The organism is Leucobacter sp. BZR 635 (genome assembly GCF_048061935.2).
Taxonomy (GTDB): Bacteria; Actinomycetota; Actinomycetes; order Actinomycetales; family Microbacteriaceae; genus Leucobacter.
On the sequence record NZ_JBLUNZ020000004.1, the window covers coordinates 157,921 to 181,203 of the forward strand.

Sequence of the window (23,283 nt, forward strand, 5' to 3'; positions counted from 1 at the left end):
GCCGGGCGCGGATGTCGGACGCTCTCAGTAGGCTAAATGCATGACCGCATTTGACCCGTCGCAACAGCGAGTGCTCGATCTCGATCCGAGCTCGCACGCCCGCGTGCTCGGGGCTCCGGGAAGTGGGAAGACGTCTCTCGTGGTCGAGAGTTTCGCCCGCGCTGCTGCGCGCGACGGCTGGGAAGAGGGCGATGTGCTCGTACTCGCGCCCAACCGGCTGGTCGCCGCTCGACTGCGCGAGCTCGTGCATCGGCGGGTGGCCAGGGCCATGGGCGGGGCTCCCGTGCGTACGGCATCCTCGCTCGCGTTTGCGGTGCTCGGTCGCGCGGCGGCGAACGCGGGCGACACGCCCCCGAGGCTGCTCACCGGCACGGTCCAAGACGAAGCGATTGCCGAGGCGGTCCTTGCGATTGTTGAGGGATCAGCGCCGCGGCCCGTTGACGGCCTCGCCCCCGAGGTGCTGCTGAGCGCCCCCTTCCGTGCGGAGCTGCGTGAACTCTGGCGAGTACTCGACGACTTCGACCTCGAGCCTACGACGCTCGCGGCAGAACTCACCCGGGTGGTTAGCGAGTCTGCGCGCGAGGCGTTTACGGCCGGCCCAGACCCGGCGCTCGTCGGTCGCTGGCTCGAATCGCTCGAACTGTTGCACGCCGTGCAGGCGGGCCTCGCGGCTACGCGGCCCGGGGAGGTGAGCTCGAGCGGCCTGCTCAGGCTCGCAGCGAGCGCCATCCGTGAGGGGCGTGCCGCCTCGCCGAAGCTGCTCATTGTCGACGACGCGCAGGAGCTCGGTGAGGGGCAGCTCGCGCTCATCGCTGCGTGCGCCGCTGCCGGGAGTGCGGTATGGATGTTTGGCGATCCTGACCTGGCAACGGGCGCATTCCAGGGCGAGCGGACGCGGGTGCTCGCGGGAATCAGCGGGGAGCTCGCGAGGCGCGGCTGGCAGGCAGCGCCCGGGGCCGTGGAGCAGGTCGTGACGCTGAGCACGGTCTACCGGCACGGGGCGGAGATCCGGGGCTTTCTCAGTGATCTCAGCGGACGGATCGGGGCCGCGGGCGTGGCCGAGCACCGCACGGCTGGGGCCGCTGAAGCCGCCGAGACAGCGGATGCCGCTGGAGTCACCGGTTCCGCCGGCTCCGTGGAGTTCGCTCGGGTCTCGACACCGGCCGAGCAGCTCGGCGCGATCGCGCACCGCATGCGCGCCCGCAAGCTCGGCCTCGACGGCGAGCGAGACTCCGACAGCGTGCGAGACCTCGAGAGTGAGCAACGCCTCGACAGCGAGCATGGCCTCGACGGCGAGCAAAGCATCGACAGCGACCGAAGCCTCAACTGGAACGATATGGCGGTGGTCTGCCGTACGCGCGGCGAGGTGGCGCGCGTGGCGCGGCTGCTCGCCGGCCACCAGGTTCCCACGGGCGTGGCCGCGGGCGGGCTGGTGCTTCGCGAACACCAGATCGTGCGTGAACTCGTCGCCCTGCAACAGCACGCGCTTGGCATCGCGCCGCTCGACGCGGCCGGGGTGCTCAGGCTTGCCGGCGGTGTGATCGGCGGGCTCGACCCGGTGGCGGTGCGCAGGCTTCGCGGGGCGCTGCTGCTCGACGAACGCCGCCTCGCCCGCGACGAAGAACGCGAGGCAGCCGCGGTCGACGAGGTCGTCCTCGAGGCTTTCGCGTTTCCCGGCCCAAGCCCGGCGATCGACAGTGGGGGCGGGCGAGCGATCCGCAAGCTCGGCCTCATGGCCGCAGCGGGTGTCAAAGTGCACGAGGCGGGGGGAACGCCGCGCGAGGTGCTCTGGGCACTGTGGGACGGCGCGAAGCTCGCCGAACGCTGGCAGCAGGAGGCCATCTCTGGGCGGGGCCTGCGCGCCGATGAGGCGAACCGCTCGCTCGACGCGGTGCTCGGGCTGTTCTTCACCCTGCAGCGACACGAAGAACAGGACAGCGAGCAGCCCATCGCCGAACTGCTGGACGACATTCTGCGCAGCACCGTTCCGGAAGATTCCCTCGCGCAGCGCAGCGAGCGGCAGTCGGTGACCGTGACCACGCCGCAGGGCATGATCGGGCGAGAGTTTGCGCTCGTCGCCGTGATTGGCGTGCAAGACGGCTCCTGGCCGAACCTCCGAGCTCGCGGCTCGCTGCTCGGCACCGCGGCGCTCGAGCGCTGGTTGCGCGGCGGCGAGGCACTCATGCCGTCGCGGCGAGACACGACGCACGACGAGCTCCGCCTCTTCCTGCACTCCTGCGCCCGCGCGCGCGAGGAACTGCTCGTGGTCGCCGTGGCCGACGAGGAGAGCCACCCGAGCCCCTTCTTTGGCCTCGGCAGTGAATTCCTCGTGACGGGGCTCCCGAGCTCGCGGCTCACGCTCCGCGGCATTACCGCCTTGATGCGTCGCCGAGCCGTCGAGGCCGCCGGAGACGATCCCGCCGCCGTTGCCTCACTCGCAGAGCTCGCCGCCGCGGGAGCCGCGGGGGCACACCCGCGCGAGTGGTACGGCGTGCTCGAACCCTCAAGCACCGCCCCGCTCTATGCGCAGGCAGACGACGAAGAGCCACGACCCGTGCCGGTGAGCCCCTCGCAGCTCGACAAGGCCGAGACCTGCGCGCTCGACTGGGTTATCGGCTCGCTCGGCGGGGGCGCAGGCAGCGTGCAGGCGAGCCTCGGCACGCTCGTGCACCACGCGCTTGAAACGGTCGACGGGCACGATCCAGAACAGATGCTCGCCGCGATCGAAGCCGAGTGGAAGAAACTGCCGTTCGACGCTGAGTGGGAGTCAGAACGAGCCCGGCGCACGGCGGCCCAGATGGCCGAGGGCCTTGCAGACTACTTGCGAGAGTTCGAGGCCTCGGGGCGGGAGCTGCTCGGGCAGGAATCGAGCTTCAGCCTCGCGGTGGGGCGCGCTGAGCTGCGCGGTATCGCCGACCGGCTGGAGGCGAAGCGCACCCCAGAAGGTGCCGAGATCACCGTCGTTGACTTGAAAACGGGGCGGTCAACCGCGACCAAACCAGAGGCAGAGGAACACGTGCAGTTGCAGGCCTACCAGCTCGGTGTCGCGCTTGGGGCGTTTGACACCGGCAGCATCGACACCTCCGGCGAGCAGGAGATTCGCACCGCCGCCAAGCTGCTCTACGTGCATCCAGACGCCGCGAAAGGCAAGGGGTATGTCGAGCGCGAGCAGGCTGGGCTCAGCGAGGAGGCCCGCGAGCTGCTCGTGGCGCGAATTTCCGACGTGGCCGACACGATGGCCGCCGGCGAGTTCACGGCGCGCATCGAGCACCACTGCTCCGACCCGCACCGGCCAGGCAACTGCCGGTTGCACATCATCCAGGCGGTGAGCCACGCATGAGCGAAACACCCGCGGCAGGAGCGCCGGAGGCGGTGCCCGCTGGGTCCGCTGGGACCGCGGCGCCGGCAGGAGCCTCCGCGCCGGCAGGTTCCGCGCCGGCAGCAACACCAGCCGCCGCGCCGGCAGCCTCAGCAGTGTTCTCGGCGACCCGCATCGCGGAGATCCTCGCGCCATCCGGCGAAGCACCTCTCCTCCCCACCGACGAGCAGCGCGCGGTCATCGAACACCCGCTCGCGGGCAGCACCCTCGTGATTGCGGGCGCAGGCAGCGGCAAAACGGAGACGATGGCGAATCGTGTCGTCTGGCTCGTCGCGAACGGGCTCGCCGAGCCGGACTCGGTGCTCGGCCTCACCTTCACACGCAAGGCCGCGGGCGAGCTGCGCGAACGCATCGTTGGCAGTCTCGGGGCGTTCGTCGCCAGGCTCACAGACCTCGGTGAACGCGGTCAGCTCAGCGAGGCCGAACTGGCGCGCGCGCACGATCTCCAGGAGCGGCTTGCCGACGGGCTCGAACTGCCCGACGTGAGCACCTACAACTCATTCGCGGCCGGTGTACTGCAGGAGTTCGGGGCGTCGGCCGGACTCGCGCCAGGCGCGGTGGTGATCGACGAGGCGACGGCCTGGCGGGTCGCCCGAGAGACGCTGCTCGCAAGCGAAGACCCGGAGCTCGTCACGAGCGAGCTGCGTACGCCGACGCTCATCAGGCACGTCATCGCAATGGATCGGGCCGTCGCCGACCACCTCACCAGCTTTGACCGGGTTGATCAACTCGTGGCTGAGTTCCGCGGCGTCACGCGGCTCCCGTATAACGACAAGGAAGACCCGGAGAAGCCGAGCGGCAAGGTGTACGCGAAGGTGCGCGACGCCGTGAAAGCGATCGAAGAAACCCCGCTTATCACGAGGCTCGCGCGGGCCTACGGCGAGGAGAAGCAGCGGCGCGGCCTCATCGACTTCTCCGATCAGCTGTCGCTCGCCACGCAGGCGCTCGACGCCGCCCCGGAGGCGCTCGGAGTGCTGCGTGGCCGCTACCAGGCAATCCTGCTCGACGAGGTGCAAGACACCTCCGTCGGGCAGACCAGATTGCTTGCGAAGCTCTTCGGTGGCATGCCCGTGATGGCAGTCGGCGATCCGCACCAGTCAATCTACGCCTGGCGAGGTGCATCGGCAGAGGGGCTGCGATCCTTCCACGCTGACTTCCGCGGGGGAGACGCGGCAGCCACCCTCACGCTCTCGGTGAGCTGGCGAAACCCGACGCGCGTGCTCGAAGCTGCAAACGCCGTCTCCGCCGAACTCCGCGCGAACGCCGTGGTCGACGTGCCCGAGCTCCGGCCCCGGCCGGGGGCAGGCCAGGGCAGCGTGGAGGTTGTCTTCCCTGAGACCGTGCACGAAGAACGCGAGCTGCTCGCGGCCTGGATAGCGCGGGCCCGCGCCGAAGCGCCCGGCAAGAACGGTGAGCCGCCGACCGCCGCGGTGATCTTCCGGAAGCGCGCCGCAATGCCAGCGTTCGCGGCAGCGCTCACCGAGGCAGGCGTGCCCAATCGCATCGTCGGTCTCGGAGGCCTCCTCAGCACCCCCGAGATCACCGATATCGTGAGCTGCCTGCGCTGCCTCTGGTACGCCGACGCCGGCGGCGACCTCATCCGGCTGCTTGCCGGCCCGCGCTTCCGCATCGGCGTCGCCGACCTCGCGGGGCTGCGCGACGCGGCACGGTGGTTCGCGAAGCGCGACATCACGCAGCAGCCGCTCGCCGACGAAGACCGGGCGGCCGACAGCGTGCTGCCAGACCCCGACCGCGAGTTCACGCTCATCGACGCGCTCGACGCAATCGCGACGATGCGCAGCCTCGACCACAGCGCGCTCAAGGGCATCACCGAGGTGGGGCGCGAACGGCTCCGCGAGGCCGGGCAGTTGCTCCGCGAACTCCGGCAGGGCGTGGGCGGCAACACCGCCGATCTCATCGGCGCGGTGACGCAGGCGCTGCGCCTCGACATCGAGCTTGAGGCGAATGAGGCCAGGGGCGCGGGTGCCGGCGCGCTCGCGAATATCGATGCCTTCACCGACCTCGCCGAGGGGTTCCTCGCGATCGATACCCGCGGCACGCTCGCCTCGCTGCTCGAATGGGTCGAGCGCGCGATCGAGGACGACGACGTCGCCGAGCACGTCGCCGCTCCGCTGCCGGGCACCGTGCAACTCATCACCGCCCACGGCTCGAAGGGGCTGCAGTGGGACATCGTGGCCGTCCCAAGGCTCGTGACCGACGAGTTCCCGGGCAGTGCCCGCTCAGGATCCGGCTGGCTCCGCACGGGTGAGCTCCCAGACGAGCTCCGCGGGGATCGGGCAGCACGCCCGCAGCTCAACTGGCGGATCGCGACGACCCAGAAGGAAGTCGTCGAGCGGCTCGACGAGTACCGTGCCGAGCTGAAGGAGCGTCACGCCGAAGAGGAGCGCAGGCTCGCCTACGTCGCGATCACGCGCTCGGCAGGTCTCCTGCTGCTGTCCGGGGCGTTCTGGGGCGGTCAGACCCGCCCGCGCACCCCGTCGGTCTACCTCCAAGAACTCCAAGCGTCGTTCGCGCCTGAGCTCCCAGAAAAGAGCTCCCACGAAACAGACCCGAGCGAGATCGCGGAGCTCACGGCGAACTGGCCGCTCGACCCGCTCGGGCGCCGCGCCGCCGGAGTGTTCCAGGCCGCGCACGAGGTGCTGACCGCGGTCGCCGACCGGGAGGATGCTGCGCCGGATGGTGCTGGTGCTGAGGCCGAGGCCGAGGCTGCTGCTGCTGCGGCTACCTTGCCCGACGCAATCGCACCCGGTGCCGCCGGCGTCGTCGACGAGACCGTGCGGCTGCTGCTCGCTGAGCGCGCCGCCGCGGAAGCGCTCGCTGCCGGTGCTGCCGGAGGGGCTGAGGGGGAGCTGCCCGAGCGCGTCACCGCGTCGACGTTCCACGAATTCGTTGCGGATCCCGTGGCCGCCGAACGCTTCCGGCTCCGCCCGGTGCCGCAGCGCCCGTATCGCCGCACCCGGGTCGGGAACCGATTCCACGAGTGGGTCGAGCGCCGCGCGACTACCCCGGGCGGGACGGCGCTGCCGCTGCTCGGACTCGACCCAGAAGAGTGGGATCCGGGCCGCGGCGAGTTCGACACCGAGCTCGACCTGCAGCCGCTCATCGAGAACTTCGAGCGCTCGCGCTGGGCGGGCCGCCAACCCATAGCCGTTGAGCTCGAGGTCACGCTGCCATTTGCTGGCCGCACGCTCGTCTGCAAGCTCGACGCGGTGTACCCGGTCGAAGCCGCAGACGCTGCGATCGCTGAAGAATCTGCAGACGACGGATCTGGAGGCAGCGGTGCCCAGACCGCCGCGCAAGGCGGCGGCGCACCGCGCTACGAGGTCGTCGACTGGAAATCTGGGCGTGCCCCTGCCAACGCTGCGGAGCGAGAGAGCCGGCTCTTTCAGCTCGACCTCTACCGGCACGCCTACGCCCAGTGGGCGGGCATCGACCCCGCACGCATCGATGTCTCGCTCTTCTACGTCGCGGAAGACGTCGAGATCCGCGGCACCCAGTCGCGCACCCTCGAAGAGCTCGAGACCGTGTGGTTGGGAGCTGCTGAAAAGCTTAGAACGACAGGTTAACGACGGGAGTCGCGGGGCAGGTCGTCGTCGCTGATCGGTTCGGTCAGGAGGTCGTCGATCGGCTCCGTGAGCTGCGCGTCTGCTGTGTCCGAAGCCGAACCCTTGCCGACCCCACTCGCGGCTGCCTCGTCGCCGCCCCGAACAGCATCCTCCTCGGGAAGCGGCTCGATAAAGTCGGTGTCGAAGCCAAACATTCGATCCTCGTCGAGCGCCTCGAACGCCGCGGTCTCGGACAAGCGGTCAGCAACCTCGGGCGTCTGGCCGAGCAACTCCATCGCCGCCGCCTCGCCAATGGGGTTGCGGCTGGGAACCGGCTCCGCGAGCAGGCTCAGCCGATCGACGAGCCGATCCAACATGCCGACCGCGTCGTCAATGACCTGCGCGTCGTGCGTGTCGACGCCGTGCAGCAGCCACTTCGCGATCTCAAGCTCGTGGTAAAACGCCGAACGGCTCCGCAACGCCGCCGACTCGCCAATTCCCGACCGCTTCGCGTACCGCCCCATAACCGCGTCGAAGACGTCCTCGCCAGCCTCCCACAACCAGGCGACGTCGCTCGCCGGGTCGCCGATCGAGAGCCCCGACCAATCGAGTACCCCGCTCACGCGGTCGTCCTCGATGAGTAGGGAGTCGGCCGAGAGCGTTCCGTGCACCATGAGCGGCTCGAAATCCCAGAGCTCAGCGGCCTCGAGTACCTCGGTCCAGCGTGCGTGCACGGTCTCCGGCAGGTAGCGGCTTGCCTGGGCCCGATCCACAACGCGCGTCACAAGCAGCCGCTGATCGCGGGCGGTCCGCTCCACCAGGCCACCCTGCTGTGCGACGCTGCGGGGGAGTGCGTGGATCGCGGCGAGGGTCTCGGCGAGTGAGTCGATGAGGATCGCGTCAGCTGCGAGATCCGACGCGTCAAAGCGGGCGCCCGACAAGAACGTTGTGGCGACCGCGCGCGTATCGCCTGCCCGCGTCATGCCGAGCGAGCGGGGCACCGCGAACGGCAGCTCCGCACGCGCGCCGTCGGTGAGGGCGGCCATGCCGAGCGCTGAAGCGGACTGGATCGTTTCGGCCTGCTGCGTTCTGGGCACGCTCACGATGATCTCGTCGTCAGGCGTGGTGAGGATCGCCGCGGAATAGTCGTCATCCGAACCTTCGTGAGGCCGGACGGCGACCGCCACGAGACCGGGCACCGCGCTGGTCGCGAGCGCTGCGAGGGTAAGGGTGAGGGTGGCCATGGTGATTAGCGTATGCATCAGTTACCCAACGCGCATCGCGCCACGCGCACCGCACGGGAGTCTCTGAGGATTCCGGCGCGGGCACCGCATGGAAGTCTGAGAAGATCGTTGTATGAGTATGGAACGAGTACCGCTTGCTGGGGGTCTGATCGATCGGGATGCCGCCACGCGTGCATCGGCAGAGCTGCTCGAAGAAGCTTGGACAGAAGCCGGCGCGCTCGTGCTGCGGGTCAATGGGCAATTGGTGCCGATCCGCGACCCCGAGGGAACGCTCGCGCTGGTGTCGACGGCGGCTGTTGCGGCACCCACGAACGAGCGCATCTACCTGGGCAGGCACGAGGGCACCCCGGTGTTCGCGATTGCCGCGGTGGAAACGCCCGGGGAGCAGTCGGTGAACTGGCTGCACCCGTTTAGAACGGTGCTCGAGCTCGACCCCGCCGAACGCGAGCTCGTGACGATGGCGCTCGCGGTGGTTCGCTGGCACGAGTCGGCCGGCTTCTCGCCGCGCGACGGCGAAGCCACGGAGGTTGCTGACGGGGGATGGTCGCGGCGCACCGCGAGCGGTGGCGAGCTGTTCCCGCGCACCGATCCCGCGGTCATCGTGCTCATCACCCATGAGGATCGGGTGCTGCTCGGCTCCAACGTGCTCTGGGAAACGGGTCGGTTCTCGTTGCTCGCAGGGTTCGTCGAGGCAGGCGAGTCGCTTGAGAGCGCCGTGGCGCGCGAAGTGTTCGAGGAGTCGGGGATGCGCGTCTCCGATATCCGATACGTGGCCTCCCAGCCTTGGCCGTTCCCGCGCTCGCTCATGCTGGGCTTCCACGCGAGCCTGGCGGCGGATCAGGATCCGGACGCGTTCGCACCGGACCCGACCGAGATCTCTGAGCTGCGCTGGTTTACCCGCGAGGAAGTGCTCTCTCCGCAGCCCGGCCTCCTACTTCCCGGCACGGTGTCGATTGCCGGCTGGCTGCTGCAGCGCTGGGCGGAGGACACCCCACAGTGACCGGTGACGCAGCGAGCATCCTCGAGGCGCTCGACCCCGACCAGCGAGAAATTGCGCAGGCGCTTCGGGGTCCGGTGTCCGTGCTGGCCGGTGCCGGCACGGGAAAGACCCGCGCTATTACTCACCGGATCGCGTACGGTGTCCGCACCGGCGTGTATGATCCGCAGCGCGTGCTCGCGGTCACCTTCACCCGAAAGGCCGCGGGGGAGCTGCAGGGCAGACTCCGCGAACTCGGGTCAGACGGGGTGCGCGCCCGTACCTTCCACGGAGCCGCACTCGCGCAACTCAGTCACTTCTGGCCGCAATTCGTCGGCGGTGACGCGCCGCAACTATTGCCAGGAAAGGTCGCGGCGATCTCGCAGACGGTTGAGTCGCTTGGGCTGCGGCTCAGCGGTGAGACGCTGCGAGATATTGCGGCGGAAATCGAGTGGCGAAAGGTCTCGATGCTGAGCATCGACAGCTATGCGCAGCAGCTCGATCGCAGGCCCGCCCTCGCGGGGCTTGACCCCGACAAGCTCATCACCATTCACGAGGGCTATACGAAGCTGCTCGAAGAGCGCAGGCAGATCGACTTCGAAGATGTGCTTGTGCTGCTGTCGGGCATGCTCGAGGTCGAACCTCGCGCGTCACTGCAGGTTCGTGAGCAGTATCGCTTCTTCACTGTTGACGAGTTTCAAGACGTGTCGCCGCTGCAGCGGCACCTGCTCAAGCTCTGGCTCGGGGCGCGCGACGATGTCTGCGTCGTCGGCGACGCGAGCCAGACCATTTACTCGTTCGCTGGGGCGTCGAGCTCCTTCCTGCTGCGCTTCGGGGCGGACTACCAGAACGCCCGCGAGTTCAGGCTCGAACGAAACTACCGATCCACTCCCGAGATCGTAGTGAGCGCGAACAAGCTCATGCGCGATAAGCCTGGAGCGCTGCAACTCGCGCCCATGCGGGACAGCGCCGAGAGCGTGCCCCGGTTCGAATGGTTCTCAACCGAGCAGGACGAGGCACGGGCTGTCGCGCAGGCAATCGCGCAGGCCCGCTCGCGCGGGGTGCCCGCGTCTGACATCGCTGTGCTGTACCGTACGAACGCGCAGTCGGCGAGGATCGAGGAGGCGCTCGCCTCGCAGGGCATTCCGGTGCGGGTGAACGCAGCGCAGCGCTTCTACGACCGCGCCGATGTGCGCAGAGCGATTCTGCTCATCCGTGGTCAGGCGAAGGCTGGTGACGATAGGCCCCTGTTCCAGGTCGTGAGCGACATGCTCCGCGAGGTGGGGTGGTCTGCGAAGCCGCCCGAGGGGCCCGCCGAGCGTGAGCGCTGGGAAGCGCTGAACTCCATTCTGTCGCTCGCCGACGAGATGCCTGCGGGTACTACGATCGTGCAATTCAGCGAGGAACTGCTTGCGCGGCAACGCTCCCAGCACGAGCCCAAGATGGAGGCCGTCACGCTCAGCGCGGTCCACGCGGCGAAGGGCCTCGAATGGCCGGTCGTGCACGTGGTCGGGCTGAGCGAGGGGATCTTCCCCATCTCGCATGCTCAGTCCGAACATGACATCGAGGAAGAGCGGCGGCTCGCCTATGTCGCCTTCACCCGTGCGCGCGATGTGTTGCTCCTTTCTGGCTTTGCGAGCGCTGCCCGTGTCGCTCGTCGCCCGTCACGGTTTGTGGCGGAGGCCGGGATTCATTACTGATTGCACAGCTGCACTCTGGGTGCACGGCGATCTCGGTGAGCGTGGGGAGCCCCGCGAGAGTGCCGCGCCGTACCGGGAGGGTGAGCTGGTGGGTGTGCACCCACGCCTCGCGGCGACGCCAAGCCTGCACCACATACGTTGCAACGGCCGAGACGAGCGCTGAAACCTCAGGGTTTTCGCTGCCCGGAACACCGCCGTAGAGCTGCGCAGCGATCGCGGGCAGTGCAGGATCACTGTCGATGAGGTTCAGGGTCTCGCACCCGTGGCAGGGCGAACCCCTCGGCGCAACGAGCGGTCCAACCCGCGCGGCCTCGTCGGTGAACCTGATGAGCAGGTGCGGCGTGCGAGAGGTGAGCCAGCGGCTGGTCCGCCCGAGGGGCTCGAGAAACCGCAACACCTCAACCGCGAGCTCGGGCGCTGCGCCCCTGACGAACGAACACAGGTGGCGTGCCGACAACGACGCCCGGAGTCGGTTCACCTCGCGGCCGTCATCTGAGATCCGCGTCCGGATCGCTTGCCGGAACAGGGGTGCTGGTGGCGGTCGCGGTGGCTGCGGTGGCTGCGGCGGTGGCTGTGTCATCTGTGTTGGAGCTGGCGCTCGCCGCAAGCGTTGCGGCGGGGGAGGACTGCGGGGCTGCTCCGGGGAGGCCTGCACTGAGACGTTGCGCGTGACGAGTGCCGGTGCGAGGGCTGCGAGCACCTGGCGCGAGACCCGCGGGTCACGGCTTGAGAGTTCTTCGTCCGTGGCTCCGCGCATGAGCCGGGCAGTGACGCGCTGCGCGGCGGGTGAGGCTGCGACCACCCGCGCGACGGCGCGGTCAAACCCCACCCGCAGGGTCGTCTCGGACTCCCACATGACTGGGAGCGTGGGATCGATTTGGGTGACGGTGTGAGATTCGCGCATAGCCACCAGTGTGCGATGGGCGGAGACTCGATTGCGGGTTTTCCACATATGCGGAGGTGCAGGGCACCGAAGACTCCGCCTGTGGGCAACGTGTCACCCTGCGAACTCCTGGTCAGTGTGTTCCACCCAGAACGGCGATTCTCGCAAATTCTGGCGCACACTGACCAGGAGACGGCCTCGGGGCGCGTGAAAGGCCGAGTGAGGTGGGGTGGGGAGCGGGGAGACCGGGCCGTGGAGCGCGTGAAGGCCGGAGGCAGGCCGGAAGGAAGGCGGGCAGGCAGCCCGCCCGCCCGCTATTCCTTGTCTGGCGACTCCGAGCCGTGCGGCGGGAGCTCGTCACTCAGCAGCCGCTTGAGCTCGTCGTCGAAGGGATCGGCAGGGGCCTCGCCGTCGCCGAGCAGACCGATGCGCGTGAGCAACAGGTCCGGGGCGTCAAGCTCTTCGGCGGTGGGCATGATGTCGGGGTGCGACCAGAGCCCGTCGCGGGTGGCCTGGCCGCCGCGGTCTGCCACTGCACGCCACATCGCGGCGGCCTCACGCAGCCTCCGGGGGCGCAGTTCAAGGCCAGCGAGCGCGGCGAAGGCGCGCTCCCCGGGCCCGCCGGTGGCGCGTCGGCGGCGAACCATCTCGGCGATACCGCCGGTTCCTGGCAGGCGTTGCGTCGCGTCCTCGGTGACGATGTCGACCCAGCCCTCGATGAGCGCGAGCATCGTCTCGAGTCGCTCGTGCGCGGCCTCCTGCGCGGGAGTCTTCTCAGGGAAGAGTGCGCCGCTCGCGAGGATCTCTTGAATTTGCTCGGGCTGGGTGGGGTCGAGCTCGCGCGTGAGCTCTTCGATGCGTTCGGTGTCGATGTGGATCCCGCGGGCGTAGTCGGTGATCGCGGTCAGCAGGTGTGAACGCAGCCACTTCGTGTGCCGGAACAGGCGGGCGTGAGCGAGTTCGCGCACCGCGAGGTACAGCGTCACCGCCTCAAGGTCTTGGTCGAGTCCCTCCGCGAACTTTGCTATGCCGCTCGGCAGCAGCGCGCCGCCCTCGTATCCGGGGCCCGAGAACAGTGGGATGCCGATATCGCCGGCGGAGACGACCTCGCCGGAGAGCTGGCCGACGATCGAGCCGAGCTGCACGGCGAAGAGCGCACCGCCGACGCTGCGAAGCATCGGGGTGGCCTGCTGCAGCGCGGCCGCCATTTCGTCGGGCATCTGGGTGTTCATCGAGTTCATGAGCGCCTGCGACACCGACTCTGCGACGGGTTCTGCGAGTGTGATCCAGGTGTCGATTGAGCGCTGCACCCACTCGATCCGATTCACCGTGCGCGGCGCATCGGGTACTGGGCCGAGCTCTGTCGCCTCATCGAGCCACAGCGACGCCACGGGGAACGCGCGCTCGGCGGGGGCCGAGTCTGCCGTGCTGTCGCCGCCGGCGGCGTCGAGGGCGGTGCGGCGTGCAACCGACCAGTCGATCTTGTCGCTCGGGTTGCTCATTGCTCCGCGGAGCGTGGAGAACAGCGCGCCCAGCACGGCCGGGTCGCCCGAAATGCCCGCGGCCTTTGCGAGCATGCTCGGATCGAGCTCGGCACCTGGCTGCCCGGAGAGCATGTTCTGCAGCAGGCGCTGCAGCTCTTCAAAGTCAGGGCCTGACGAATCGTTTGAACCGTCTGGCTGTGTTTCGTCGCTGCTCACGGCGTTCTCCTCATGCGTCAGTACTCTTCAATAAAACTACGGCACCATCGGTGAGACCTTGCTTGGAGCAGCGCGATTGCATTGCGCCCACTGCGAACAGTCGCGCTCGTTTCCAGCTCTCACAAGAATATCAGCGGGTAAACGCTACGATCGAGGGGTGACCGAACAGACTACTTCTGCCCCCCGATCGCGCCGGCTTTCCCCACTCGCAATCACGATCATTCTCGTGGTCGTGCTGATCATCGCGTTCCTCGCGGTCTCGTCAGTGATGACTGAGGTCCTGTGGTTCAAACAGCTCGGGTATCTTCCCGTGTTTGCGACGCAGTGGATCGCAGCGGGCGCGATGTTCATCGTCGGCTTCCTTGCGATGGCGATTCCGGTGTTTTTGGCGATCGATATCGCCTACCGGAAGCGCCCCGTGTATGCGCGTCTCACCGCGCAGCTCGATCGCTACCAGGAGGTGGTGGAGCCGCTTCGCCGATTGGTGAAGTGGGTGCTGCCTGCCGTGCTCGGCATCTTCGCCGGCGTTGCTGCCGCGTCAAGCTGGCGCACCGTGCTGCTCTGGTGGAACTCTGAGCCAGCAGGGGAGAAGGACGCCCAGTTCGGTTTCGATATCTCCTTCTACCTCTTTGACCTGCCGCTCTGGCAGTCAATCACGGGCTTTGCCTCGGCAGTGGTGCTGATCTCGCTCCTCGTGGGCGCGGCGACAAGCTACCTCTACGGCGGTATCTCGTTCACCGAGCGTGAGCTGCGTGTGTCGAAATCGACGCGCATCCAGACCGCGATCCTTGCGACGCTGTACCTCCTCATCCAGGCCGTGAGCCTCTGGCTCGACCAGTACGCGACGGTGACGAGCACTGACGGCTACGCGACCGGAGCAATGTACTCAAGCGTGCACGCAACGATCCCGGGCAAGCAGATCCTCGCGGGCATCGCCGCGATGATTGCGATTCTGTTCCTCATCACCGCGTTCACGGGAAAGTGGCGGATCCCCGTCATCGGCACAGCGCTGCTCATCGTGTCGAGCCTGGTGCTCGGCGTCGGCTACCCGTGGGCGATCCAGCAGTTCCGCGTCGTTCCCGACGAGCAGAGCATGGAGTCGGACTACATCTCGCGAAACATTGAGGCGACCCGAAAGGCGTACGGCCTCGATAACGTGAAGATTGAGCGCTATGACGCTGTCACCGACGCCGAGCCTGGCGCGCTGCGCGGAGACGCTGTCGCGACCTCGAACATCCGCATCATGGACCCCGAGGTCATCGCCCGGACGTTCTCGCAGCTCGAGCAGTCGAAGCAGTACTACAAGTTCCCGAAGTCGCTGAATGTCGACCGCTACGAGCTTGACGGCCAGGTCGAGGACACGGTCTCAGCGATCCGTGACATTGACATTTCCGGTCAGTCGAGCTGGTACAACCGGACGCTCGTGTTCACGCACGGTTATGGCCTCGTTGCCGCGTACGGCAACCAGCGCTCGCCGGGCGGCGAGCCGGTGTTCCTCGAGAGCGGGATCCCGACGAACGGTCGCCTCGGCGAGTTCCAGCCACGCGTGTACTTCGGCATGGATTCGCCGGAGTACTCGATCGTGGGCGGCGAGCGTGAGAAGGCCATCGAGCTCGACTTCCCCTCGGACATCGAGAGCACCCCTGAAGCCCCGGCCGCTGAGGCTGAGGGCGCGACGCCCGCTGAAGAAGGCACTGACGCGTCGACCGTTGCTACCACGGACGAGCCCGCTGAGGGCGATGCACAGGCGGAGAAGCCGCTCGAGGGCGAGGGAACTGCCGAGGATGACGTCGCAGCAGAGGATCTCGATCCCGAGGTCGAGGCAGCCGTTGGTGGCCGCGCGAACCTCACGACCTTCGAGGGTGACGGCGGGCCGAAGCTCAGCAACATGCTCACCAAGATCATGTTCGCGCTGAAGTTCCAGGACGTCGAGGTGCTGCTCTCAGGCGCAGTCGTCGACGACTCCCAGATCCTCTTCGACCGTAACCCGCTTGAGCGCGTGCAGAAGGTTGCTCCGTACCTCACCATCGACGCAGCACCGTACGCGTCGGTTGTTGACGGCAAGCTGAAGTGGATCATCGACGGTTACACGACCTCCTCGCAGTACCCCTACTCAGAGGTGAGCGATATGAACGCGCTCACGGTCGACGCCGATAACCAGCGCGTGAGCATGATGTCGAAGCCGGTGAACTACATCCGCAACTCGGTCAAGGCCACCGTCGACGCGTACGACGGCTCGGTCGACCTGTACGCGTGGGATGCAGAGGACCCGCTGCTGAAGTCGTGGGGCAAGATCTTCCCAGGCACGCTCAAGAACGTGGAAGACATGAGCGGCGAACTGCTCAGCCACGTGCGCTACCCGACAGACATGTTCAAGGTGCAGCGCGAGGTGCTGAGCAAGTACCACGTCACCGACGCTGGCGCGTTCTACTCAGCTGAGGACGCATGGCGTACCCCGGATGACCCGGTAAAGGGAACCAGCGAGACCGGCCCGAACCCGGCACAGCCGCCCTACTACCTCACGCTCTCCGCTGGAGCCGATGTCGAGCCCGAGTACTCGATCTACTCGACCTACATCCCTGACGCCCGAGGCGAAGGCGCGCGAGATATCCTCACCGGGTACCTTGCAGCCAACTCGAACGCTGGATCGGAAGCCGGGAAGATCTCCGAGGATTACGGCACGCTGAAACTCCTCACACTGCCGAAGGGCAATACGATTCCGGCCCCCGGCCAGGTGCAGAACAGTTTCAACACGGACCCGAAGGTCTCGACCGAGCTCAACCTGCTGCGGCAGGGGGGCACCCGGGTGATCAGCGGTAACCTGCTGACGCTCCCGGTCGGTGGCGGACTGCTGTACGTGCAGCCGGTCTACCTCGAGGCGTCGACGGGAACGAAGTTCCCGCTGCTGCAGAAGGTACTTGTCTCCTTCGGTGACGACATCGCGTTCGAGAATACGCTCGACAAGGCGCTTGATGAGCTGTTTGGCGGCGATTCCGGAGCGAACGCCGGCGACGGCAACGGCGTGACGCCGGCCGAGCCCGGTGAGGAAGCGGAGACGCCCGCCCCCGGTGAGGAGTCTGACGGCAAGACGCCGGCGGCACTTGAGAAGGCGCTGAAGGACATGAAGTCCGCGATCGACGAGCGTGACGCCGCGATGAAGGAAGGCGACCTTTCGAAGTTCGCCGAGGCTGACAAGAAGCTGTCTGAGGCGCTCGAGCGTGCGCTGCAGGCTGGGGCGTAATACCCCGGCGACAGCCAGCGAGCAATGACGGTGGGCCCGGGAAGCGACAGCTTCCCGGGCCCACCGCGTTGTGCGGGCCGAGACCTGTCGACGCACGCTGAGTGTCGGCGGCTGGATCTAGACTTCTTGGCATGAACGATCAGCGAAGCTGGCGCGGGCGCGCCTTCCTTGGTACGAGCCTCGACGGCTACATTGCGGGCCCCGGGGGCGACCTCGCCTTCCTCGAATCGGAACCGGGCAAGGGGCAGCACGCGGCTATCCCCGCCGAGGTGCCGGCGCTCGAATGGGAAACATTCTTTCCGCAGATCGACGCACTGCTCATGGGGCGCGCGACGTACGAGAAAGTGTTGAGCTTTGGGGAGTGGCCGTTCCTGGGGCTGCGGGTGTTCGTGCTGAGCACGACGCTCACTGGTGAGCAGCCCCACGTGAGTGTCGTGGGGTCAGTCGACGAGGCGATCTCCGCGCTCAACGCTGCCGGGGTGGAGCAGGTCTACGTCGATGGCGGACGCACGGTCCAGGCGTTTCTCGCGCGCGGCCTGCTCGACGAGCTCACGGTCTCGGTGTTGCCCGTGGTCATCGGGGGCGGTACCAGGCTGTTCGCCGAGGGGGCCTCGGCCGAATTCGCGGTGCGCGGTTCGCACGTCACGGCCGACGGGCTCGTGCGCACCACCTACGAGATCCTCTGACGCCGCGAGCCGCCAGGATCATTGAGCTGTTGGTCAGACCAATTGGGCTAGGATTGCGAGCACGGAGATACTCGCGTATCGACTGAACTCGGAGGACGTGCAATGGACTGGTCGACCGTGCGGCAGGCAAGCCCGCTGTCGCTGCCCGATCGGCTGTCGGTCGATCTCGAGCGCCTGATCCTCGACGGCAAGCTTGCGCCGGGAGACAAACTGCCGCCCGAACGCAGCCTCGCCGAGTATCTCGGGGTATCGCGGGTGTCGGTGCGCGAGGCGCTGCGTGAGCTCGAGAACCGCAGCCTCATCGACCGTAGGCCAGGCCGGGGCACCGTCGTGCTCGCCCCGGGGGATCGATCACCGATCGCCGAGCAGATCGGCTCGGCGGTGAGCGCTGCGGCCGCGGAGATCCGCGACATCATGGAACTGCGCGCGATCGTCGAGCCGCCGATCGCGCGGCTCACCGCGGGCAGGGCCAGGCCGCGCGACGTCGCGCAGCTGGGTGAACTTGTCGAGGCCATGGAACGCGAAACCTCGAGCGAACGCTACGCAGAGCTCGACCGTGCATTTCACCAGGCGATTGCGCAGTACACGCACAACCCGCTGCTCGGGCTCATAAACGAACAGATCGCGCAGCAGATCGCCCCCAGCCGGGGGAGCCGCTACCAGAGCGCCGCACGCCGCAGCGTCTCGAGCGCTGCCCACCGCAGGATCCTTGCGGCGATCGCGGCCGGCGACGGCGAGCGTGCGGAGGCTGAGGCCCGCGCCCACGTTGTCGATATCGCCGAGCAGATCGCGATCGCTGGCGGGCTCACCTCGGAAGAAGCCACCCACAACGAGACAGACGAGGAGTCCGCGTGACGACAGCAGAGCCGCTTGGCGCGATAGCTACTTCCCATTACCTCGCCACGGAAGCGGGGGCCGCCGTGCTCCGGTCCGGTGGCAACGCGATCGACGCCGCAATCACCGCGGCTGCCGCGCTCTGCGTGGTGTATCCCAACAACGTGGCCCTCGGGGGCGACCTCGTTGCGATCGTGCGCAGCCCCGACGGCGAGGTGCGTTTTCTCAATGCGACGGGCACCGCTCCCACCGGGCAGAGCCTCGAGGCGCTCCGCGAGAAGCATGGGGAGGCACTGCCGCTGCGCGGCGTGGACACCGTGACGGTTCCGGGCGGCGTTCGCGGCTGGGAGGCGCTGCACCAGCTCGGGGCGACCCGCAGCTGGCGCGAGCACCTCGGCCCCGCGATCGGCCTCGCCCGCGACGGCTTTCCCAACTCCCGTTCGGTCGCCCGCGAACTGCGCGCGACCCAGTCGGAGCTCGCGCAGGATCCAGGGGCACGCGACGTCTTCTACCCTGGCGGCGAACCCATCGCCGAGGGCGAGACGCTCGTGCAGCCAGCGCTTGCACGCTCGTTGCAGGAGCTCGCAGACAACGGGCCAGACGCGTTCTACGCGGGGGAGCTCGCGCGTCGCTGGGTGACGGGTCTCGCGGAGATCGGATCGAAGATCACCCTCGCCGACACCGCCGCTTACCGGCCATTCTGGGACGAAGCCATTGAGACGGAGTTCGCGGGACTGCGGGTGCTCACTGGGCCCCCGAACACCTCTGGCTTTATGCTGTTGCGGGCGCTCAACGCGATTACCGCGGGCATCGGTGACCCGCTCGGGGCGGGGGCTGGCGAGCTGGCGCGTGCATTCCATGAGAGCAATCTGGTGCGCACGCTGCTGCTTTCCGATCCAACGTTTGATGGCGCGAGCGGTGACGCCCTCGTGGCCGCGGCTGCTCCTGAGTACCCCGTGCGCGGAGATGCGAAAGCGAGCGGTGACACCGTCGGTTTCTCGGCTGTGAGCCGCGATGGCTGGGCCGTGTCCTTCATCAATTCGGTGTACTGGGGCTTCGGCGCGCACATTCTCGAACCCGAGACGGGCATTATCTTTCAGAACCGCGGCACGTCGTTCTCGCTTGATCCAGACTCCCCGAACGCTTTCGCACCCGGTAAGCGCCCGCGCCACACGCTCATGCCGGTCGTGGTGCTTGAGGGCGACGAGCTGCGATTTGTGCCAGCGACGATGGGCGGTGCCGGCCAGCCGCAGGTGCACGCGCAGTTGCTTGCACGGCTCGTCGCAGGTGAGGATCCCGCAGCAGCAACCCACGCCCCGCGCTGGATGGTGGGGGAGGTTGCCGGCGCCGGCCCGGTGCGGGTCGTTGTCGAGAGCGATGTCTCGGAGGTCGCGCAGACGGCAATCGCGCGCGCCGGATTCTCGCTCGCGCAGGTGCCGCCGCACACTGAAAAGCTTGGCCACTCCAACGTGATCCGAGTCGACCGCGCCCCCGACGGCTCCGTGAGCTATACGGCGGCGAGCGACCCGCGCTCGGACGGTTCGGCGTGCGTCGTGGAAGGCCCCGCCGGCGCCGAGCCCGCTCCCGGGACAGGCTAGCGCCCCGGATCGACACCCCCACGCACGTCACTCACCCGCAATTTTTCCCGAAAAGGTACTCATGACCCAGTCCGACCTCACTCTGCCCCGCCCCTCCTTCGTGGTGCTCGCCCTGCTTGGCGCGCTCACCGGTATGCTCTCGGGCCTGTTCGGCATCGGCGGCGGCGTCGTACTCGTGCCGCTCCTCACAATCTTCCTCGGCTACCAGCAGCGGCTGGCAGCGGGAACCTCGGTCGCAGCGATTCTCCCCGCGGCCATTGTGGGCGGCATCGGGTACGCCGTGCAGGGCAATGTTGACTGGATCGCTGCGCTGCTACTCGCAGTCGGCATCGTGGTTGGCGCGCAGCTCGGCAGCTACCTGCTCTCGAAGGTGCCCACGGTGGCGCTGCGGTGGATCTTCATGGTGTTTCTGTTTGGCGTGGTCGTGAGCCTCTGGTTCGTGGTGCCGCAGCGCGAGTCCTCGATTGAGATGACCGTGTGGCTCGGCGCTGGCCTCGTGCTGCTGGGGCTCATCACGGGAGTGCTGTCGGGGCTGCTGGGCGTCGGCGGCGGCGTGATCGTGGTGCCAGCGCTGATGTTCTTCTTCGGGTCGAACGACCTCGTCGCGAAGGGTACTTCGCTCATTATGCTCATTCCCGGATCGATCTCGGGCACGCTCGGCAACTTCAGGCGGCAGAACGTCGACCTGCGCTCCGCGCTCGTTCTGGGGATCGCGGCGAGCGTACTCTCGCCGCTCGGCTCAGTGCTTGCGACGAAGATCACGCCATTCGCCTCGAACATCGCGTTCTCGCTGCTGCTCGCCTTCGTCCTCGCGCAGATGCTGTACAAGACGGTGCGTTCAGGGAAGAAGTAGGGCGCTCTGAGCGTAGGGGCTGCACAGCCCCTACGCGCGGTTTTTCGTGACGACGCGCGCAGACAGCGCGCTACCGAGGGCGATCGCCCGTTTCTCGAGGAGATGCCACGAGGCGTATCCGAGCAGTGCGGCGCCGGGCAACACCAGGGCGATGCTCGCCGCCAGCGGGAGCGGGCCCGCGACCGCGATGATGACCTGCTGCAGCGGAAACGCCCAGAGGTACAATCCGTAGGAGGGGTCGCCGAGCGTGTGCAGCGGGGCCGCGATCCTGCTCGACCGGCTCCCGATCGCGACGACGGCGTACGACACGATTACCCATGCCGCGAGTAGCCCCGAGGTGCCATCGGTAAGCGCCAAGACTGCCGCTCCCGGTAGCACTGGCCAGAGCGGCAGACGGACAGCGCGGGGGATCTCCGCGAGCAGCGAGCCGATCACAAAGAACACGACAGCAATCATCGTGGTGCGCCACGGGCCGGTGAGGGGGACGCAGAGGATCGCGGCCGCGATCGCCACCGTGAGCACGCCGCGGAGGAGCCGGCTTGCGCGTGCCCCGAGCAGCCCGAGCGCGACGAGCGCGAGGTAGCAGGTGAACTCCGGGCCAATGCTCCAGAGTGATCCGTTGACGGCCGTCGTCGGGTTGTCGGCGAAAACCCCCGGCAGATCGTACTGCGCAAACAGGGTCAGGTTCCAGAGGTAGCCCCAGGTCTCACCGCTGCCCCAGTAGTTACTCGGTTGCTTGGAGGTGAAGACAGGGCCCAGCGCGCCGATCGTCACCACGACGACGAGTGCGAGGGCGGGGAAGATGCGCAGCGAGCGGCGAATGAGGAACGGAAATGGCCGGGGTTCCCGCGACCAGCTTCGTGACAGCAGGAACCCGCTGAGGGTGAAGAAGATGTACACGCCGAGGTGGTGCACGGTGATCCCTGCGAGCGTTGGCGGGCCCTTCACCCCTGAGAGCGGCCAAGCGTGCCCGATTACCACCATCGCCGCCGCCATGATGCGGATGAGGTCGAAGAGGTTGCTCCCGCGACCCGTCGAGCTGGCGCGACCGCCGGGAAGGGGAGGAAGCGCCGTCTCGGAATGACTACCCGTCGACATCACTGTGAACCTCCAAGTGAAGCGAGTCTACTCGCAGCGCTGGAGGATGGCCCAGTAGAACGGTCGCGGCTCCGGGAGGAGGCTAGCGCGAGCAACGCAAACGCAAAACGCCCGAACTCATTAAAAATGAATTCGGGCGTTCGCGATGTCTTCAGACATCCCATGGTTGCGGGGGCAGGATTTGAACCTACGACCTCCGGGTTATGAGCCCGGCGAGCTACCGAACTGCTCCACCCCGCGGCACGTTCTCTAGCTTAATGTGATGCGGGGGTGGCGACTAAAGCGGCGGAATCTTGGGCGTGTTGCGCTGCGTTTCCGGGCACCGAAAGCCCCTCGGGTGAGGCGTTCCCAGTCATCGTCGCCGTATAGCCCGGATGGGGCCGTGGCCGCGCGCAAGCTTTGCGCACAACGGCAGAATCACTATTCTTCCGGGATTGTGGCTTCGCGATCCTGCGCATGCGACGAGGTCTGGGGCCGTGGTGCCGCCTGCTCCCTCCAGATCGAGACCAAGCGGGCGCGTCTCTGGCTAACCGCCCGCAATTCTGTTCAGGGTAGCTACGAGGTTCTTAAACGTCTTCTGGCCGGCTGGTGAGAGCCTTGCGAGCGTGCTGCCGTACCGCGTGCGGCGTTCCTTGGTGATCTCGACGAGGCCGCGTTCTTCGAGGTCGCGGAGGATCTTGGAAAGATCTGGAGTGGACAGGCCCGTCGCGTCCTGCAACGCCGGGTAGTCTGCCTGCTCGACCTGGCTGAGATACGACATGGTGACGAATCGCTTCGGTGCGACGAGGTGAGCGTCAATGTCTGTGTATGACATGGTCGGTCAGCGACGAACGAGGAGCACGAGGTAGAACACGAGCCAGGCGGCGGGGGCAAGGCCGGCGAAGACGAAGGCCTCAGGGAAAGGGATCGTTTCTCCGTGGGTGATGCCTCGCCAGATCGGGATGGCGAGCCACACGGTGAAGATTGAGGTGACTGCCGACGCGCGGAGCCGCGGCTCGCCCGCACGGCTCAGGCGCTGGTTGACCCAGTGGTGGGCCGCAAGCACGGCGGCCAGCGCCGGAATGATCGCCCACCAGGCGTACCCGCCGAGTGCAAGGGCTCCGCCGGCGAATGAGAGTAGCACGATCCCTCCGGCAGAGAGGTGATCGCGGGCGTCGAGTACCCGCCTGGGGCGTTGCGGCATCGAGTCAAGAAGCTGCTGCGCCTGAAGAGGTGTCGGGGGCTGCGGGGGAGTGTTGCCGTCGTCGCTCATGGGTTCAGATTAGCAACTACTTTCATTTTATGAAAGTAGTGTGGTGTGGCGTGTACTCGACGAGCGAGGCGATGCCCGAGGCCTCTGTTCGCAGGCCCGCCGGGCTCGCGGAAAAACGAAAGGCTCCTGATCAGAAAAATCTGATCAGGAGCCTTTCTCCAGTTGCGGGGGCAGGATTTGAACCTACGACCTCCGGGTTATGAGCCCGGCGAGCTACCGAACTGCTCCACCCCGCGGCACGAGAATTAACACTATCACTGAAGCGCGGCGAGC

15 protein-coding genes and 2 tRNA genes are annotated in these 23,283 nt (G+C 67.4%); 9 read left to right on the forward strand and 8 right to left on the reverse strand.

Annotated elements, in window-relative coordinates; genetic code table 11:
• Window positions 1-40: 40 nt before the first annotated feature.
• Window positions 41-3,340: a PD-(D/E)XK nuclease family protein gene (locus tag ACI1US_RS00950; RefSeq protein ID WP_461637397.1), complete on the forward strand. Its 3,300-nt coding sequence runs from the start codon at window positions 41-43 to the stop codon at window positions 3,338-3,340.
• Complete coding sequence (locus ACI1US_RS00955) at window positions 3,337-6,966, forward strand: UvrD-helicase domain-containing protein (protein ID WP_461637398.1); 3,630 nt, start codon at window positions 3,337-3,339, stop codon at window positions 6,964-6,966. Before ACI1US_RS00950 ends, ACI1US_RS00955 begins: the two co-directional genes overlap by 4 nt.
• On the opposite strand, the gene ACI1US_RS00960 is transcribed toward ACI1US_RS00955, so the two are convergent.
• Window positions 6,963-8,189 carry a phosphotransferase gene (locus tag ACI1US_RS00960; protein ID WP_461637400.1) on the reverse strand — a complete coding sequence of 409 codons (1,227 nt, stop codon included), beginning with the start codon at window positions 8,187-8,189 and terminating at the stop codon, window positions 6,963-6,965. The genes ACI1US_RS00955 and ACI1US_RS00960 overlap by 4 nt on opposite strands.
• A gap of 112 nt (window positions 8,190-8,301) precedes the next feature.
• Between ACI1US_RS00960 and nudC the strand changes: the two genes are divergently transcribed.
• Both nudC and ACI1US_RS00970 read left to right on the forward strand, forming a co-directional pair.
• Window positions 8,302-9,189, forward strand: coding sequence for an NAD(+) diphosphatase (gene nudC / locus ACI1US_RS00965; protein ID WP_461637402.1), 888 nt, complete (start codon window positions 8,302-8,304; stop codon window positions 9,187-9,189).
• Window positions 9,186-10,865 carry an ATP-dependent helicase gene (locus ACI1US_RS00970; RefSeq protein ID WP_461637404.1) on the forward strand — a complete coding sequence of 560 codons (1,680 nt, stop codon included), beginning with the start codon at window positions 9,186-9,188 and terminating at the stop codon, window positions 10,863-10,865. Before nudC ends, ACI1US_RS00970 begins: the two co-directional genes overlap by 4 nt.
• On the opposite strand, the gene ACI1US_RS00975 is transcribed toward ACI1US_RS00970, so the two are convergent.
• Both ACI1US_RS00975 and ACI1US_RS00980 read right to left on the reverse strand, forming a co-directional pair.
• Window positions 10,762-11,769, reverse strand: a complete 1,008-nt coding sequence (locus ACI1US_RS00975) for a hypothetical protein (protein WP_461637406.1) — start codon at window positions 11,767-11,769, stop codon at window positions 10,762-10,764. The two genes, ACI1US_RS00970 and ACI1US_RS00975, sit on opposite strands and share 104 nt — an antisense overlap.
• Before the next feature lie 293 nt (window positions 11,770-12,062).
• Window positions 12,063-13,448: a zinc-dependent metalloprotease gene (locus tag ACI1US_RS00980; protein WP_461637408.1), complete on the reverse strand. Its 1,386-nt coding sequence runs from the start codon at window positions 13,446-13,448 to the stop codon at window positions 12,063-12,065.
• A gap of 157 nt (window positions 13,449-13,605) precedes the next feature.
• Here ACI1US_RS00980 and ACI1US_RS00985 point away from each other — a divergent pair, with 157 nt between their 5' ends.
• The 5 genes from ACI1US_RS00985 to ACI1US_RS01005 all read left to right on the forward strand — a co-directional run bounded on the left by ACI1US_RS00985 (window position 13,606) and on the right by ACI1US_RS01005 (window position 20,660).
• Window positions 13,606-16,689 (forward strand): UPF0182 family membrane protein, encoded by a 3,084-nt coding sequence (locus ACI1US_RS00985; protein WP_461637410.1) that lies wholly within the window; start codon window positions 13,606-13,608, stop codon window positions 16,687-16,689.
• Window positions 16,690-16,820: 131 nt separating this feature from the next.
• Window positions 16,821-17,375, forward strand: coding sequence for a dihydrofolate reductase family protein (locus tag ACI1US_RS00990; protein ID WP_461637412.1), 555 nt, complete (start codon window positions 16,821-16,823; stop codon window positions 17,373-17,375).
• Between the two features lie 102 nt (window positions 17,376-17,477).
• Window positions 17,478-18,230, forward strand: a complete 753-nt coding sequence (locus ACI1US_RS00995; RefSeq protein ID WP_461637414.1) for a FadR/GntR family transcriptional regulator — start codon at window positions 17,478-17,480, stop codon at window positions 18,228-18,230.
• Window positions 18,227-19,807 carry a gamma-glutamyltransferase family protein gene (locus tag ACI1US_RS01000; RefSeq protein WP_461637416.1) on the forward strand — a complete coding sequence of 527 codons (1,581 nt, stop codon included), beginning with the start codon at window positions 18,227-18,229 and terminating at the stop codon, window positions 19,805-19,807. The genes ACI1US_RS00995 and ACI1US_RS01000 overlap by 4 nt, the downstream gene beginning before the upstream one ends.
• Window positions 19,808-19,868: 61 nt before the next feature.
• A complete protein-coding gene (locus ACI1US_RS01005) occupies window positions 19,869-20,660 on the forward strand; it encodes a sulfite exporter TauE/SafE family protein (RefSeq protein ID WP_461637417.1) in 792 nt (263 codons plus the stop codon).
• A gap of 30 nt (window positions 20,661-20,690) precedes the next feature.
• Here the strand turns inward: ACI1US_RS01005 and ACI1US_RS01010 are convergent, their stop codons facing one another.
• The 5 genes from ACI1US_RS01010 to ACI1US_RS01030 all read right to left on the reverse strand — a co-directional run bounded on the left by ACI1US_RS01010 (window position 20,691) and on the right by ACI1US_RS01030 (window position 23,246).
• Window positions 20,691-21,758, reverse strand: a complete 1,068-nt coding sequence (locus ACI1US_RS01010; RefSeq protein WP_461637419.1) for an acyltransferase family protein — start codon at window positions 21,756-21,758, stop codon at window positions 20,691-20,693.
• 163 nt (window positions 21,759-21,921) lie between these two features.
• Window positions 21,922-21,998: transfer RNA gene (locus ACI1US_RS01015), tRNA-Met, on the reverse strand.
• A gap of 286 nt (window positions 21,999-22,284) precedes the next feature.
• Window positions 22,285-22,572, reverse strand: coding sequence for a transcriptional regulator (locus ACI1US_RS01020; protein WP_461637421.1), 288 nt, complete (start codon window positions 22,570-22,572; stop codon window positions 22,285-22,287).
• A gap of 6 nt (window positions 22,573-22,578) precedes the next feature.
• On the reverse strand, window positions 22,579-23,010 hold the full coding sequence (locus tag ACI1US_RS01025) for a hypothetical protein (protein ID WP_461637423.1): 432 nt from the start codon (window positions 23,008-23,010) through the stop codon (window positions 22,579-22,581).
• 162 nt (window positions 23,011-23,172) lie between these two features.
• Window positions 23,173-23,246 (reverse strand) — tRNA-Met (locus tag ACI1US_RS01030).
• Between the last annotated feature and the right edge of the window lie 37 nt (window positions 23,247-23,283).

Coding starts and splice junctions, on each gene's coding strand:
- ACI1US_RS00950 (WP_461637397.1), top strand. CDS start 41: ATGACCGCATTTGACCCGTCGCAACAGCGAGTGCTCGATCTCGATCCG.
- ACI1US_RS00955 (WP_461637398.1), top strand. CDS start 3,337: ATGAGCGAAACACCCGCGGCAGGAGCGCCGGAGGCGGTGCCCGCTGGG.
- ACI1US_RS00960 (WP_461637400.1), bottom strand. CDS start 8,189: ATGGCCACCCTCACCCTTACCCTCGCAGCGCTCGCGACCAGCGCGGTG.
- nudC (WP_461637402.1), top strand. CDS start 8,302: ATGAGTATGGAACGAGTACCGCTTGCTGGGGGTCTGATCGATCGGGAT.
- ACI1US_RS00975 (WP_461637406.1), bottom strand. CDS start 11,769: ATGCGCGAATCTCACACCGTCACCCAAATCGATCCCACGCTCCCAGTC.
- ACI1US_RS00990 (WP_461637412.1), top strand. CDS start 16,821: ATGAACGATCAGCGAAGCTGGCGCGGGCGCGCCTTCCTTGGTACGAGC.
- ACI1US_RS00995 (WP_461637414.1), top strand. CDS start 17,478: ATGGACTGGTCGACCGTGCGGCAGGCAAGCCCGCTGTCGCTGCCCGAT.
- ACI1US_RS01005 (WP_461637417.1), top strand. CDS start 19,869: ATGACCCAGTCCGACCTCACTCTGCCCCGCCCCTCCTTCGTGGTGCTC.
- ACI1US_RS01010 (WP_461637419.1), bottom strand. CDS start 21,758: ATGTCGACGGGTAGTCATTCCGAGACGGCGCTTCCTCCCCTTCCCGGC.
- ACI1US_RS01020 (WP_461637421.1), bottom strand. CDS start 22,572: ATGTCATACACAGACATTGACGCTCACCTCGTCGCACCGAAGCGATTC.
- ACI1US_RS01025 (WP_461637423.1), bottom strand. CDS start 23,010: ATGAGCGACGACGGCAACACTCCCCCGCAGCCCCCGACACCTCTTCAG.